This window comes from Phytohabitans aurantiacus (assembly GCF_027923225.1).
GTDB lineage: Bacteria > Actinomycetota > Actinomycetes > Mycobacteriales > Micromonosporaceae > Phytohabitans > Phytohabitans aurantiacus.
Window position 1 is genome coordinate 67,879 of the sequence record NZ_BSDI01000003.1, and the last position, 12,560, is coordinate 80,438.

Below are 12,560 nucleotides of genomic sequence, written 5' to 3' on the forward strand. Positions count from 1 at the left end.
TTCGCCTAGATGATCGTCCAGGTATCGCCGGAGGTGAGCAGCCCGGCGAGCTGCTCCTCCGGGGTGCCTGTTGCCTTCGCCTTGGCCGCCTCGACCTGGGAGTGCACCAGGTTGTCGTAGGACGGGCGCGGCACTTGGCGGAAGACGCCGATCGGCGTGTTGCGCAGGTCCTCTCCCGGCAGCCGGGAGAGGGCGAACGCGTAAGCCGGCTCGGCTACACCCGCGTCGTGCACCACGATGTCGGCGGGCGACACCGAGGCCGTCTCGCGTACCTCCAGCCCGAAACCACCCGGCGGGTGCACGACGCAGAACTGCCCGTCCTTGCCGAAGGTGATCGGCTGGCCGTGCTCCAGGCGGATCAGGTAGTCATCGCGCGTGCCCGCGTCCTTGAGCTCGTCGAACGCGCCGTCGTTGAAGATGTTGCAGTTCTGGTAGATCTCCACGAACGCGGAGCCCTCGTGCTCGGCGGCCGCCCGCAGCACCGACTGGAGGTGCTTGCGGTCGGAGTCGATCGTGCGGGCCACGAACGTCGCCTCGGCACCGAGCGCCAGCGACAGCGGGTTGAACGGCGAGTCCGCCGAGCCCACCGGCGTCGACTTGGTGATCTTTCCTAGCTCAGAGGTCGGCGAGTACTGCCCCTTGGTCAGGCCGTAGATCCGGTTGTTGAAGAGCAGGATCTTGAGGTTGACGTTGCGGCGCAGCGCGTGGATGAGGTGGTTGCCGCCGATCGACAGCGCGTCGCCGTCACCCGTGACCACCCAGACCGACAGGTCGGGCCGGCTCACCGAGAGGCCGGTGGCGATCGCCGGCGCCCGCCCATGGATCGAGTGCAGGCCGTACGTGTTCATGTAGTACGGGAAGCGCGAGGAGCAGCCGATCCCGGAGACGAACACGATCCGCTCGCGCGGGATGCCCAGCTCCGGCATGAACGACTGGACGGCGGCGAGGATCGCGTAGTCACCGCAGCCCGGGCACCAGCGCACCTCCTGGTCGGACTTGAAGTCCTTAATCGTCAACTTGACGGCGACCGGCTCAGCCATTCTTGACCACGTCCTCCAGCATGGACTCCAGCTCAGCGGCGGTGAACGGGAGACCGCGAACCTTGTTGTAGGGGATGGCGTCGACCAGGTAGCGGGCCCGGATGACGTGGGCGAGCTGCCCGAGGTTCATCTCCGGGATGACCACGCGGTCGTAGCTCCCCAGCACCTCGCCGAGGTTGCCCGGCATCGGCGCGAGGTGGCGCAGGTGAGCCTGGGCGACGGAGTGCCCGCGCTGGCGCAGCGCCCGGCAGGCGGCGCCGATGGGCCCGTAGGTCGAGCCCCATCCGAGTACGAGCACGCGGGCCTCGCCGTCGGGGTCCTCCACCTCGACGTCAGGCACCTGGATCGCCTCGATGCGGGCGGCCCGGGTGCGCACCATGAAGTCGTGGTTGCCCGGGTCGTACGAAATGTCGCCGGTCTTGTCTGCCTTTTCCAGGCCGCCGATGCGGTGCTCCAGCCCCGCGGTGCCGGGAATCGCCCACGGCCGGGCCAGCGTCTCCGGGTCACGCAGGTACGGCAGGAAGGTGGTGCCGTCCTCCCCGTTCGGCGCGGTCGCGAACTCGACGGTCAGGTCGGGCAGCGACTCGACGTCGGGCAGCAGCCACGGCTCGGAGCCGTTGGCGACGTAGTTGTCGGACAGCAGGATCACCGGCGTGCGGTGGGTCAGCGCGATCCGGGACGCCTCGATGATCGCGTGGAAGCAGTCGGAGGGCGACTTCGGGGCGATCACCGCGACCGGTGCCTCGCCGTGGCGCCCGAAGAGCGCCATGTTGAGGTCGGCCTGCTCGGTCTTGGTCGGCATGCCCGTGGACGGGCCGGCCCGCTGCACGTCGACGATGACGAGCGGCAGCTCCAGCGCCACCGCCAGCGAGATCGTCTCGCCCTTGAGCGCCACGCCCGGGCCGCTCGTCGTGGTGATGCCCAGCGCGCCGCCGTACGCCGCACCGAGCGTCGCCCCGATCGCGGCGATCTCGTCTTCGGCCTGCATGGTCGTGATGCCGAACCGCTTGTGCTTGCTCAGCTCGTGCAGGATGTCGGACGCCGGGGTGATCGGGTAGGCGCCGAGGAAGACCGGCAGCTTCGACCGCACCGCGCTCGCGACGATGCCGAGCGCGAGGGCCGCATTGCCGGTGATGTTGCGGTAGGTGCCGGGTGGCATCTTGGCTGGCTTGACCTCGTACCGCACGGCGAAGTCTTCCGTGGTCTCGCCGAAGTTCCAGCCGGCCTTGAACGCGGCGATGTTGGCGCTGACCAGCTCGGGCCGCGCGGCGAACTTGCGCTCCAGGAAGGTGATCGTCGACTCGTACGGCCGCGAGTACATCCACGAGAGCAGCCCGAGGGCGAACATGTTCTTCGCGCGCTCGGCGTCCTTCTTCGATACGTCGTGGTCGGCGAGGGCGCCCACGGTCATGCTCGTCAGGCCCACCGGGTGCACGGAGTATCCCTCGAGCGATCCGTCTTCGAGCGGGCTCACCGTGTAGCCGACCTTGGCCAGGTTGCGCTTGGTGAACTCGTCTGTGTTGACGATGATGGCGGCGCCGCGCGGCAGGTCGCCCACGTTGGCCTTGAGGGCCGCCGGGTTCATCGCGACAAGTACGTTCGGCGCGTCACCCGGGGTCAGAATGTCGTAATCGGCGAAGTGCACCTGGAAGCTGGACACACCGGGCAAGGTGCCGGCGGGCGCGCGGATCTCGGCGGGGAAGTTGGGCAGCGTGGAGATATCGTTGCCGAGCTGGGCGGTCTCCGAGGTGAACCGGTCTCCGGTGAGCTGCATGCCGTCGCCTGAGTCGCCAGCGAAGCGGATGACCACCCGATCGAGCTGGCGAACCTGCTTGGTCACTGACCTCTGACCTCCTTGCGTGCCCCGCGTCCTGTTGTCCACCAAAGAGCGTACGTCGAAGACTTAGGTGATCCTGACCCCCGGTCCGCCTGATGGGCACCCCTATCGTCCCCCCGTTAGCTAGATCACGGGTACGCTCCGTTGGTGGCCGGTTATCTCGGGTCGTACGCGACGCTCGGGCTGCTGCTGCTCGCCAGCGTCGTGGTCTTCGTGGGCGCCTTCTCGGCCAACAGGCTGTTGCGCCCGGCCAGCCCCGCCGAGCCGATCGGCAAGCGCGAGACGTACGAGTGCGGCGTCGACCCGGTGGGCGGCGATTGGGCACAGGCGCAGATCCGCTATTACGTCTACGCGTACCTTTATGTGCTTTTCGCGGTCGAGGCGGTGTTCCTCTTCCCGTGGGCTGTGATCTTCGACCGACCCGGTTTCGGGGCGACCACCGTGGTCGAGATGGCGATCTTCGTGGCCGTCCTCGCGCTCGGCATCCTGTACGCCTGGCGCAAGCGCATCCTGACCTGGACCTAGAGCCTCTTCCTAGGCGAGCCCTCGGCGGGAGACTGCCGGCTGGCGGTCGCCCCTGATCGCGGCCACCATGTCGAGCACCTGACGGGTCTGCCGCACCTGGTGGGCCCGGAAGACCCGGGCGCCCTGCCAGGCGGAGACCGCGGTCGCGGCGAGCGTGCCCGAGACCCGCTCGTCGACCGGCACGTCGAGGGTCTCCCCGATGAAGTCCTTGTTCGAGAGCGCCACCAGTACCGGCCAGCCCGTCGCCACCAGCTCGCCGAGCCGCCGGGTCACCTCCAGCGAGTGCCGGGTGTTCTTGCCGAAGTCGTGCGCCGGGTCGATCAGGATGCCGTCCCGGCGTACCCCCAGGGCCACCGCGCGCTCGGCGAGGCCGGTGACCGTCCCGATCACATCGGCCACGACGTCCGTGTACGCGGCCCGGTGCAACCGCGTCCGTGGTCTGAGCCCGCCCGCGTGCGCGCAGACCAACCCGACCCCGGTGGCGGCGGCGACCTCCGCGAGCCGCGGGTCCGGCCCCGCCCACGTGTCGTTGAGCAGGTCGGCGCCGGCCGCGACCGCCTCGACCGCGACCTCCGACCGCCACGTGTCGATGGAGATGACGATCTCCGGGAACTCGGCGCGGACCGCCGCGATCGTGTCGACGGTGCGGCGGATCTCCTCGGTGATGTCGACGTCCGGTCCGGGACCGGCCTTGACCCCGCCGATGTCGATGATGTCCGCGCCCTCGGCGACAGCATGAGCGACCGCGCGCAGCGCCGCGTCGGCCGCGAACGTGGCGCCACGGTCGTAGAACGAGTCGGGCGTGCGGTTCACGATCGCCATCACGGCCAACTCGCCGGGCCCGAACGTTCGTGCCCCGAGGCGCAGATCAGTCACGCGATCACGTTAGAGCCTGTTGGTGAGTCTGCGGTCGAGCTGCGGCGAGGTCCAGGCGGCGTCCGGCAAGTCGGACGGAAGGTCGCATACCGGTGTTGTATGTGACCTTCCGTCCGGCGCGGCCGGTCGTCGTCTGGGCCCGGCGCGGCCGATCGCAGATTTACCAACAGGCTCTTAACCCGGGGTGGCGGGGTCGCCCTGCCCGCCGCGTCATGCCACGATCGGTCTATGGGTCAGGTACTCCTCCTCGTGGTCGTGGCGCTGACCGTCGCCGCGGTGGTCTTCGGCGTCACCGTGCTCGTCACGGGGGGCGATCCCGCGCTCGGCGCGGTCGAGCCAGACGGCAGGTCCGTGCCGCTGCCGGGCAGCAGGCCGCTGCTCGAGTCCGATGTGTCGGCGGTGCGGTTCGACACGACCGTCCGGGGCTACCGGATGGCTCAGGTCGACCAGGCGCTGCGGCGCGCGGCATATGACATCGGATACAAGGACGAGCTGATCGGCGTGCTGGAGGCGGAGGTCGTCGCGCTGCGCGAGGGCCGCACCACCGACGCCGACGTGCTGCGCCGGGCCCGCGAGGCCGCGCTGGTGCCGGCCGCGGTCGGCGCCGGCGGCGAGCGACCCCGCGGCGAGGGCTTCGTCGACCTCGGCGAGGTCAATCTGGGTACGCCTGGCGGGCTGGCGCCGCGTGACGAGGTGCCGCCGAAGGAGGAGCCCACCGACACAGCGCGTGTTGAGACAGCGCCAGTTGAGACAGCGCCGGCCGAGCAGGCCGAGCCGGAGCACGAGCCGGCCGCCAAGGCCGAGACCGACGACGACCGGGACGGCGACGCGGGTAGCGCACCCGCCGACGACACGCCTGCCGGCGACGAGCCGCCGGCCCGCCCGTGACCCCGCCAACTGGCGCTCCCTCCGCTCGCGCGGGTCATGCGCCCTTTGAGCCGCCCTGTAGCCGACCCTGCGCTCGGTCGCTGCGCTCCCTCGACTCCGGGCCGGCTGCGGGCGGCGGCGCATGACCGGGGCCGATTCGGCCGACGAGTTGCGCGCCGCCGCGCAGCCGGGCGCGGGCGAGGTCACCGCAACCGTGATCGTCAATGCGCCGGCGCACCGGGTGTTCGACGCGTTCACGGCATGGGAGCGGCAGTCCGACTGGATCCCGTTCACCCGGGTCCGCGTGGTCGAGGGCGATGGTGGTGAGGGCAGCCTGGTCGAGGCGGTCACCACGGTCGGCCCGGCGGTGCTGCGCGACGAGATGCGGGTGGTGCGGCTCGATCGGCCGTACGAGGTACGCGTCGTGCACTGCGGCAAGCTCCTGCGCGGCCCGGGCGTGCTGCGCTGTACCCAGATGGACCGCGACCGCACCCAGGTGGTGTGGCACGAGTGGTTCCACCTGCCCGGCGGCATCGCTGGCCGGGTGGCGTGGCCCGTGCTGTGGCCCGGCTCCAAGGTCAGCCTGACGCAGGCGTTGAAGAAGTTCGCTCGGCTGGTCGAGGCGGGCGAGATCTAGTGAGCGACCTGATCACGGGGGCCGACGGGCTGGCCCGCTGCGGCTGGGGCGCGAGCACCCCGGAGTACGCGCGCTATCACGACGACGAGTGGGGCAAGCCGGTCCGTGGCGACGACCCGCTCTTCGAGAAGATCAGTCTGGAAGCGTTCCAGTCTGGCCTGTCGTGGCTGACGATCCTGCGCAAGCGCGAGGCGTTCCGCGCGGCTTTCGACCGGTTCCACATCGAGACCGTGGCCAAGTACGGCGAGTCCGACGTCGACCGGCTGCTGGGCGATGCGGGCATCGTGCGTAACCGCGCCAAGATCGAGGCGGCGATACACAACGCGCGAGCGGCACTCGACCTGCCCGACGGGCTGGCGGCGCTGCTGTGGTCGTTCGCGCCGCCGCCCCGCACGAAGCGCCCGCGCTCGTTCGCCGAGGTGCCCGCGATCACCCCGGAGTCCACGGCGATGGCCAAGGCCCTGAAGAAGGCCGGGTTCCGGTTCGTGGGCCCCACCACGGCGTACGCGCTGATGCAGGCGACCGGGATGGTCGACGACCACCTCGCCGGCTGCCACGTGTCCACCCCGTGATGAGATTGCGGGCATGGCGCAGTGGGCGGTGGTGATCTCCGATGAAAGGCACCAGGCGGAGCGGCTGTTCCACCACGACACACTGGAGCTGACCGGCCTGGAAGGGCCCGAGCGCCCGGCCACCGGCGACGACGTGCTGGTGGTGGCCGGCCGCGAGCATCCCGGCGTGGTGGCGATGGGCCGGGTCGTGCCGAGCGCCGCCGACGAGTACGACCCCGACGACCCCGAGCCGGCCGGTGACGGACCGGGGCCGCTGGTCGTCCGGTACCTGCGGCGCAGCTTCGACGAGCCGGTGCCCGCCGGAAGGCTCGCGATCACCGGCCCGGTGACCCGCCTCGACGACGAGACCTACCGCGAGCTCGCCGGCCAGGTACCGCCCCCGGCCGACCGCCACACCTGGATGGTGAGCCTCGACCTGCCGATCGAGGCGTCCACCCCGGCCGAGGCGGTGCGCCTCTTCTGGTCGTACGTCATGGAGCTGGGCCCCCGGGAACTGCCCACGTTCGTGTCACCGTCCGGCGACGAGCTGGCGATGCAGGCGTTCGTACTGGGCGAAGAGGCCAACCTCGACCCCGAAGAAGACGACGAGGACGAGTAGCGACTTACGCGCCGGTGAACGTGGGCTTCTGCTTGGCCACGAAGGCCGCCGTCGCCTGGCGGTGGTCGGCCGTCGCGCCGCAGATCGCCTGCGCCTGAGCCTCCGCCGCCAGCGCCTCGGACAGCGTGCCGGCATCGCCCACCGAGAGCTGCCGCTTGATCGCCCCGTACGCCACGGTCGGCCCGCTCGCCAGCCGGGCGGCCAGTTCCTGAGCGGCGGGCAGCACTTGCTCGTCGTCGTCCAGCAGCGTGGTGAGCAGGCCCAGCCGCTGCGCCTCGTCGGCCGGTACGGGCTGGGCGAGCATCAGCAGCTCGATCGCCTTGGCGTGCCCGACGAGCCGCGGCAGCGACCAGGACGCGCCGGTGTCGGCGGCCAGCCCGACGTTGGCGAACGCCATGAGGAACGCGGTCTTGGGTCCGCCGATCCGGAAGTCGGCGAGGAAGGCCAGCGACGCACCGGCGCCAGCGGCCATCCCGCGAACCGCGGCGACCACGGGTTTGGGCATGTTGGCGAGCGTCGACGCGATCGGGTTGTAGTGCGCGCGGACCGTGTGCAGCGGGTCGATCGTGCCGGATTCCAGGGTGGCCACGTGCTCGCGCAGGTCCTGCCCGACGCAGAACGCCCGTCCGGCACCTGTCAGCACCACGGCGCGGCAGGTGCGATCGCGCTCCAGGTCGGCGAGCGCGTCCCGGAGGGCCTCCTTGAGCGCCGTGTCGAGCGAGTTCATCGACTCGGGGCGGTTGAGCGTCACGGTCACGACGGCGTCGGTGCGCTCGACGAGCAGCGGCTCACTCACGGTGTCAGCCTTTCTTGTGGTCCAGGCAGAGATCCACGTACCGGTCGGCGGCGGGGCGCAGCCGGGCCGCGTGCCGGTCGAAGAACGACGCCGCCGTGGCGCCGGCCCACCGCTCGGGCAGCAGGGCTGGCGGCAGTTGCGGGTCCCGGAACAGGAAGTTACGCCACGCGTGCACCAGCCGGAACCGCGCCGCGTACGCCTCCTCGTCGCTGCTGCGCGCGGTGACCTGCGCGAGGAGGTCGCGGTGATCGCCGACGAAGCGCTCGTACGCCGCACCGATCTCACCCAGGTCCCAGGCGCGCCGCACCACCCCCATGGCACCCGCGCCGCCCATCGCGTGGCTGGCGGTGAACCGCTCGTACCGCAGCCCGGCCTCATTCAGCAGCCCGTCGACGTCTTCGCCGGGCCGGGGCGCCACCCAGGTGTGCTCGCCGAGCATCCCGTACCCGAGATACGAGAGGTTGGCGGCCAGCCGCTGCCGGTCGCGGCGCGCCGAAGGTGGCTCCAGGACGATGAGATCGAACCGACCGTCCCAGTTGATCTTTCCAGTCCGGTAAATCCGGGTAGCCGCTTCGTCCAGCCGGCGAGCCGCTTTGGCGGTCAATCCGTACCCCGGGCCCGTGGAAAGCCGTAGCGGATGAAGCCACCCTTGACGCACCATACGGGACACTGCGGTCCGTACCGCCGGAGCCGCGATCCCGAGCGGTGAGAGCAGCCTGACCAGGGCGGCAACCGGCGCGCGCCCACCCCGCTGGCGCAAGTAGTCGCCATAGAGATCGAAGAGGGCGGACCGTGCCTGCATGACGGGACATTGTGACAGCGAAATACAGGATAAGCTAGATGCTGTCACATCAATCCCGCTTCAGTTTGGGTCCAGCGGTGTTCATCAGGGAAAATCGTTGGTCGGCACCGCGGGCCGTGAGCGCGGTGGCGCCGACGAAGTGGCTGTGGGGAAACCCACCGACCCTGGTTTAGAGGTCTGAGGGGAGACAACATGGCGGCGATGAAGCCGCGGACGGGCGACGGTCCGCTGGAGGTCACCAAGGAGGGCCGGGGCATCGTCATGCGGGTTCCGCTGGAGGGTGGTGGCCGGCTCGTCGTCGAGATGACTCCCGACGAGGCGAACGCGCTCGGTGACGCGCTGAAGGCCGCCGCCGGCTAGCCGATACGCAACAAGCCCGCCGGCGCGGCAGCGTGGCCGCGCCGGCGGACCTCTGTGTCAAGATCCTGGAGGTACTCCCGGCGTGCAGCCCATTCGCGTCGCGGCGCAGCCCAGCGCCGAGCGGACCCTCGTCCTGCCGGTGCTCCCCGGTGCCATCCTGTCGGAGACCGCTCTGTCCATCTCCGACGACGTGCGTGCCGAGGCGGCCGCCCTCCTCGCGGAGGCCACCGACGCCGGCGCGGCGGGCACTGTCCAGGTGCTCGCCCGGCCACTGCGCACCCCCGTGTCTCTCGTGCTGGCCGGTGTGGGAAGCGGCGACGAGGCGGGCTGGCGGGCCGCCGGAGCCGCCGTCAGCAGGGCCGTCACCGCTGAGACGTCGATCACGGTAGCGATGCCGGCCGATGCCGGCCAGGAGGCCGTCCGCGGGCTGGCCGAGGGGCTGTGGCTGGCGGGGTACACGTTCCGGATGCCCGGCGACGACTCGGCGACCGCCGGTCCCGAGGTGACGATCGCGGTCGATGATCCGGACCGGTACGCGGCGATCCTGGAGACCGCCCGCGTCACCGTGGAGGCCACCCTCTTCGCCCGCGACCTGACCAACATGCCGTCGTCAATCAAAGGCCCTGACTGGCTCGCGAACGAGATCAGCGCGGCCGCCACCGGGCGCCCCGGCGTCACGGTCTCGGTCCGGGAACCCGATCAGCTTGCCGCCGAAGGCTTCGGCGGCATCCTCGCCGTTGGCGGCGGCTCGGTGCGCGGTCCGCGCCTGGTCGAGCTGAGCTGGCAGCCACCCACGTCGCGCACCCACGTGGTGCTCGTCGGCAAGGGCATCACCTTCGACACCGGCGGCATCTCCATCAAGCCGGTCGACGGCATGAAGCTCATGCGCAAAGACATGGGCGGTGCCGCGGCGATCGTCGCCGCGACGCTGGCCGCCGCCGAGCTCCAGTTGCCGGTACGCGTCACCGCGCTAGCGCCGCTCGCGGAGAACATGGTGAGCGGGTCGGCGTTCCGCCCGGGCGACGTCGTACGCCATTACGGCGGCCTGACCAGCGAGTCGACCAACTCCGACGCCGAGGGACGGCTGGTGGTCGCCGACGCCCTCGTGTACGCGGTGCGGCGCCTAGCGCCCGATCTGCTGATCGATCTCGCGACGCTGACCGGCGCGAACGCCATCGCCCTGGGCAGGCGCACGGCGGCCGTCTACAGCGACAACGACGCCCTGGCCGATGCCGTCATCTCCGCCGCTGGCGAAGCCGGCGAGCAGGCGTGGCGGATGCCGCTGACCGCCGACTACGTCGAGTACCTGGGCAGCGACATCGCTGACCTGCTGAGCTACGCCGACCGGGGCGCCTCGTCGGTGACCGCCGCGCTGTACCTGCGCGAGTTCACCGGCGACCTGCGCGACCGCTGGCTGCACGTCGACATGTCGGCTCCATCGTGGGCAGACGCGGCCGACGGCGACCTCTCCAAGGGCGCCACCGGCTGGGGCGTCCGCACCCTCCTGCGCTGGCTGGCCAGCCTCTAGCCCTGATCCTCTAACGCCTGATCGCGGTCAGCAGGCCCTCGCCGGTCGGCAGCAGCGCGGAGATCCAGTCGTCGGACTCCCGGACCGCCTTGACGACCTCGCGGATCGTCACGGTCTCCAGGTCGCGGGCGGCTGGGTCGCCGATCCGCCCACCGGCCAGCGCGCCGTTGAGCGCCAGGATGCCGCCCGGCCGCAGCAGCCGGCCCGCCGCGTCGACACAGGCGCCGTACTCGGCGGCGTCGGCGTCGACGAACACCATGTCGTACACGCCGTCGGCCAGCCGTGGCAGCACGTCGAGCGCCCGGCCGGTGATGATCCGGGTACGCGACGGGGCGAACCCGGCCTCCGTGAAGATCCGTTTGGCGATCCGCTGGTGCTCGTTTTCCACGTCGATCGTCGTCAGTACCCCATCGGGCCGCATACCGCGCAGCAACCACACGCCGCTGACGCCGGTGCCGGTGCCGATCTCGACCACCGCGCGGGCGCTGCCGGCGGCCGCGAGCAGCCGGAGCGCGGCCCCCGCACCGGGCGCGACGGCGATCAGTCCCACCTCGCGCGCCAGAGTTCGCGCGGTCTGAACGACGATGTCTTCCGCGACGTAGCCCTCCGCGAATTGGAGCGCCTGCGCGGTCAACTGACCGCCAAAGCGAGCGACAGTTGTGATGGCGAACCTCCTGCGGCGGGTACCGTCGAGGTATCAGCCTAGCGGCGACCGAGCCCTCCGACGCATCCACTGAATGCTTCTCGGCTATCCGTGCAATCCTGGAGGCAAGCGCCGTCTTCGGTCGGCGCCGGGAGTGGACTGGGAGGCCCCAACGTGACCGACGGCTGGAACTGGCGCCAGCCCGGCGGCGCGCCGGCACCGGCAGGCCCGCCGTCACCGGCTCCGCACGCGGAGACCGGGCGCGACGCCGGTTCGCCCTGGTGGTCCGACGCCCTCGCCGACCCGTGGCGCGATCCCTACGCCCCGGCAGCCGTGGTGGTACGCCCACCGGAGGCCCCCGCCACCGCACCCGAGCCGGTCACGGATCCAGACGCGTCGTCGTCGCGGGGCATGCTGCCGATCGTCATGATCTCCGTCTTCGCCGCGTTGCTCGCCGGTTCGCTCGGTGGCGCGCTGGGATACGCGTTCGCGGTACGCAGCGGCGTCGGTGGGGGCACTGTGCTCGGCTCGACGGACAACGAGGCCCCGGCCGTCGCCCAGCGTCCACCGGACTCGCTGGCGGGGGTAGCCGAAAAGGTCGCGCCGAGCGTGGTGACCGTACGGGCACCCAGCGCTGGTGGGCTCAGCGTCGGCTCCGGCTTCGTGGCGACCGAAGACGGTTACGTGATCACGAACGACCACGTCGTCGAGGGCACGAGCGGGCCAGCCACCATCGTCTTCAATGATGGCTCGACGGCGTCCGGCTCAGTGGTCGGGCACGACCCCGAGTCCGACATCGCGGTGATCAAGGTGTCCCGCCCCAACCTCGTACCGGTGCAGTTCGGCGACTCCGACGCGATCGCGGTGGGCGACCCGGTGCTGGCGTTCGGCTCGCCGCTCGCCCTGGCCAACACCGTCACCGCCGGCATCGTCAGCGCGCTCGACCGCACCATCCAGTCCGGCGAGCCGGGCGGCCAGATGCGGTACTACGCGGCGATCCAGACCGACGCGGCGGTCAACCAAGGCAACTCCGGTGGTCCGCTGGTCGACGGTGCCGGCCGGGTGATCGGCGTCAACTCGGTGATCAAGTCGTTGGCGGCCGACGAGGAGCAGGCCGGAAACATCGGTCTCGCGTTCGCCATCCCGATCAACCAGGCGAAACGGGTCGCGCAGGACATCATCGACACCGGCAAGGCACGCCGTACCGTGATCGGCGCCACGGTCGCGGAGCGCTCCCCGGGCGGTGGCGTACGCCTCGCCGCCGTCGACGCGGGTGGTCCGGCGGCCGCCGCCGGTCTCAAGATCGGAGACGTGCTGACCAGGCTCGACGGGCGTCCGCTGGAGCAGGGCACCGACCTGATCGCGCTGGTCCGCAAGTACGCGCCGGGCTCCGTGGTCACGGTGGAGTACCGTCGCGGCAGCGCCAAGCAGACCGCCTCAGTGACGCTGGCCGCCGACGCGAAGTAGGGTTCTCTTGCC

General features: G+C 70.9%; 14 protein-coding genes. 8 read left to right on the plus strand and 6 right to left on the minus strand.

All coding sequences use genetic code 11. The features are described from left to right. Nucleotides 1-5 precede the first annotated feature (5 nt). Both QMG73_RS04085 and QMG73_RS04090 read right to left on the minus strand, forming a co-directional pair. Nucleotides 6-1,040, minus strand: a complete 1,035-nt coding sequence (locus tag QMG73_RS04085; protein WP_281892529.1) for a 2-oxoacid:ferredoxin oxidoreductase subunit beta — start codon at nucleotides 1,038-1,040, stop codon at nucleotides 6-8. Then, entirely contained in the window at nucleotides 1,033-2,880 is a 1,848-nt protein-coding gene (locus QMG73_RS04090; RefSeq protein ID WP_281892531.1) for a 2-oxoacid:acceptor oxidoreductase subunit alpha, read from the minus strand. The genes QMG73_RS04085 and QMG73_RS04090 overlap by 8 nt, the downstream gene beginning before the upstream one ends. A gap of 144 nt (nucleotides 2,881-3,024) precedes the next feature. Here QMG73_RS04090 and ndhC point away from each other — a divergent pair, with 144 nt between their 5' ends. Continuing rightward, nucleotides 3,025-3,402 carry an NADH-quinone oxidoreductase subunit A gene (gene ndhC / locus QMG73_RS04095; protein WP_265249816.1) on the plus strand — a complete coding sequence of 126 codons (378 nt, stop codon included), beginning with the start codon at nucleotides 3,025-3,027 and terminating at the stop codon, nucleotides 3,400-3,402. A gap of 9 nt (nucleotides 3,403-3,411) precedes the next feature. Here ndhC and folP read toward each other — a convergent pair whose 3' ends face one another. Next, nucleotides 3,412-4,224: a dihydropteroate synthase gene (gene folP, locus QMG73_RS04100; protein WP_281892641.1), complete on the minus strand. Its 813-nt coding sequence runs from the start codon at nucleotides 4,222-4,224 to the stop codon at nucleotides 3,412-3,414. A gap of 282 nt (nucleotides 4,225-4,506) precedes the next feature. On the opposite strand from folP, the gene QMG73_RS04105 reads away from it, so the two are divergent. The 4 genes from QMG73_RS04105 to QMG73_RS04120 all read left to right on the plus strand — a co-directional run bounded on the left by QMG73_RS04105 (nucleotide 4,507) and on the right by QMG73_RS04120 (nucleotide 6,952). Continuing rightward, the gene (locus QMG73_RS04105) at nucleotides 4,507-5,166 is read left to right on the plus strand and encodes a DivIVA domain-containing protein (protein ID WP_281892532.1); all 660 of its coding nucleotides are present in this window, start codon (nucleotides 4,507-4,509) and stop codon (nucleotides 5,164-5,166) included. A gap of 121 nt (nucleotides 5,167-5,287) precedes the next feature. After that, entirely contained in the window at nucleotides 5,288-5,782 is a 495-nt protein-coding gene (locus tag QMG73_RS04110; RefSeq protein ID WP_281892534.1) for an SRPBCC family protein, read from the plus strand. After that, nucleotides 5,782-6,354: a DNA-3-methyladenine glycosylase I gene (locus tag QMG73_RS04115; protein WP_281892535.1), complete on the plus strand. Its 573-nt coding sequence runs from the start codon at nucleotides 5,782-5,784 to the stop codon at nucleotides 6,352-6,354. The genes QMG73_RS04110 and QMG73_RS04115 overlap by 1 nt, the downstream gene beginning before the upstream one ends. Before the next feature lie 13 nt (nucleotides 6,355-6,367). Next, nucleotides 6,368-6,952 (plus strand): hypothetical protein, encoded by a 585-nt coding sequence (locus QMG73_RS04120; protein WP_281892536.1) that lies wholly within the window; start codon nucleotides 6,368-6,370, stop codon nucleotides 6,950-6,952. A gap of 4 nt (nucleotides 6,953-6,956) precedes the next feature. Here QMG73_RS04120 and QMG73_RS04125 read toward each other — a convergent pair whose 3' ends face one another. Both QMG73_RS04125 and QMG73_RS04130 read right to left on the minus strand, forming a co-directional pair. Beyond that, nucleotides 6,957-7,748: an enoyl-CoA hydratase-related protein gene (locus tag QMG73_RS04125; protein WP_281892537.1), complete on the minus strand. Its 792-nt coding sequence runs from the start codon at nucleotides 7,746-7,748 to the stop codon at nucleotides 6,957-6,959. 4 nt (nucleotides 7,749-7,752) lie between these two features. Continuing rightward, the gene (locus QMG73_RS04130) at nucleotides 7,753-8,550 is read right to left on the minus strand and encodes a PaaX family transcriptional regulator (protein ID WP_281892538.1); all 798 of its coding nucleotides are present in this window, start codon (nucleotides 8,548-8,550) and stop codon (nucleotides 7,753-7,755) included. A gap of 192 nt (nucleotides 8,551-8,742) precedes the next feature. Between QMG73_RS04130 and QMG73_RS04135 the strand changes: the two genes are divergently transcribed. Together QMG73_RS04135 and QMG73_RS04140 are read left to right on the plus strand one after the other, a co-directional pair. Continuing rightward, entirely contained in the window at nucleotides 8,743-8,910 is a 168-nt protein-coding gene (locus QMG73_RS04135; protein WP_007455245.1) for a DUF3117 domain-containing protein, read from the plus strand. Nucleotides 8,911-8,992: 82 nt separating this feature from the next. Further along, complete coding sequence (locus QMG73_RS04140; protein ID WP_407676745.1) at nucleotides 8,993-10,438, plus strand: leucyl aminopeptidase family protein; 1,446 nt, start codon at nucleotides 8,993-8,995, stop codon at nucleotides 10,436-10,438. 10 nt (nucleotides 10,439-10,448) lie between these two features. Here QMG73_RS04140 and QMG73_RS04145 read toward each other — a convergent pair whose 3' ends face one another. After that, nucleotides 10,449-11,072, minus strand: coding sequence for an O-methyltransferase (locus QMG73_RS04145; protein ID WP_281892539.1), 624 nt, complete (start codon nucleotides 11,070-11,072; stop codon nucleotides 10,449-10,451). Between the two features lie 183 nt (nucleotides 11,073-11,255). Here QMG73_RS04145 and QMG73_RS04150 point away from each other — a divergent pair, with 183 nt between their 5' ends. After that, the gene (locus tag QMG73_RS04150; protein ID WP_281892540.1) at nucleotides 11,256-12,548 is read left to right on the plus strand and encodes a S1C family serine protease; all 1,293 of its coding nucleotides are present in this window, start codon (nucleotides 11,256-11,258) and stop codon (nucleotides 12,546-12,548) included. Nucleotides 12,549-12,560: the final 12 nt, after the last annotated feature.

Excerpts from the sequence above, each read along its gene's own strand:
- QMG73_RS04110 (WP_281892534.1), top strand. The coding sequence starts at position 5,288 with ATGACCGGGGCCGATTCGGCCGACGAGTTGCGCGCCGCCGCGCAGCCG.
- QMG73_RS04135 (WP_007455245.1), top strand. The coding sequence starts at position 8,743 with ATGGCGGCGATGAAGCCGCGGACGGGCGACGGTCCGCTGGAGGTCACC.
- QMG73_RS04120 (WP_281892536.1), top strand. The coding sequence starts at position 6,368 with ATGGCGCAGTGGGCGGTGGTGATCTCCGATGAAAGGCACCAGGCGGAG.
- QMG73_RS04105 (WP_281892532.1), top strand. The coding sequence starts at position 4,507 with ATGGGTCAGGTACTCCTCCTCGTGGTCGTGGCGCTGACCGTCGCCGCG.
- QMG73_RS04085 (WP_281892529.1), bottom strand. The coding sequence starts at position 1,040 with ATGGCTGAGCCGGTCGCCGTCAAGTTGACGATTAAGGACTTCAAGTCC.
- QMG73_RS04130 (WP_281892538.1), bottom strand. The coding sequence starts at position 8,550 with ATGCAGGCACGGTCCGCCCTCTTCGATCTCTATGGCGACTACTTGCGC.
- folP (WP_281892641.1), bottom strand. The coding sequence starts at position 4,224 with ATGGCGATCGTGAACCGCACGCCCGACTCGTTCTACGACCGTGGCGCC.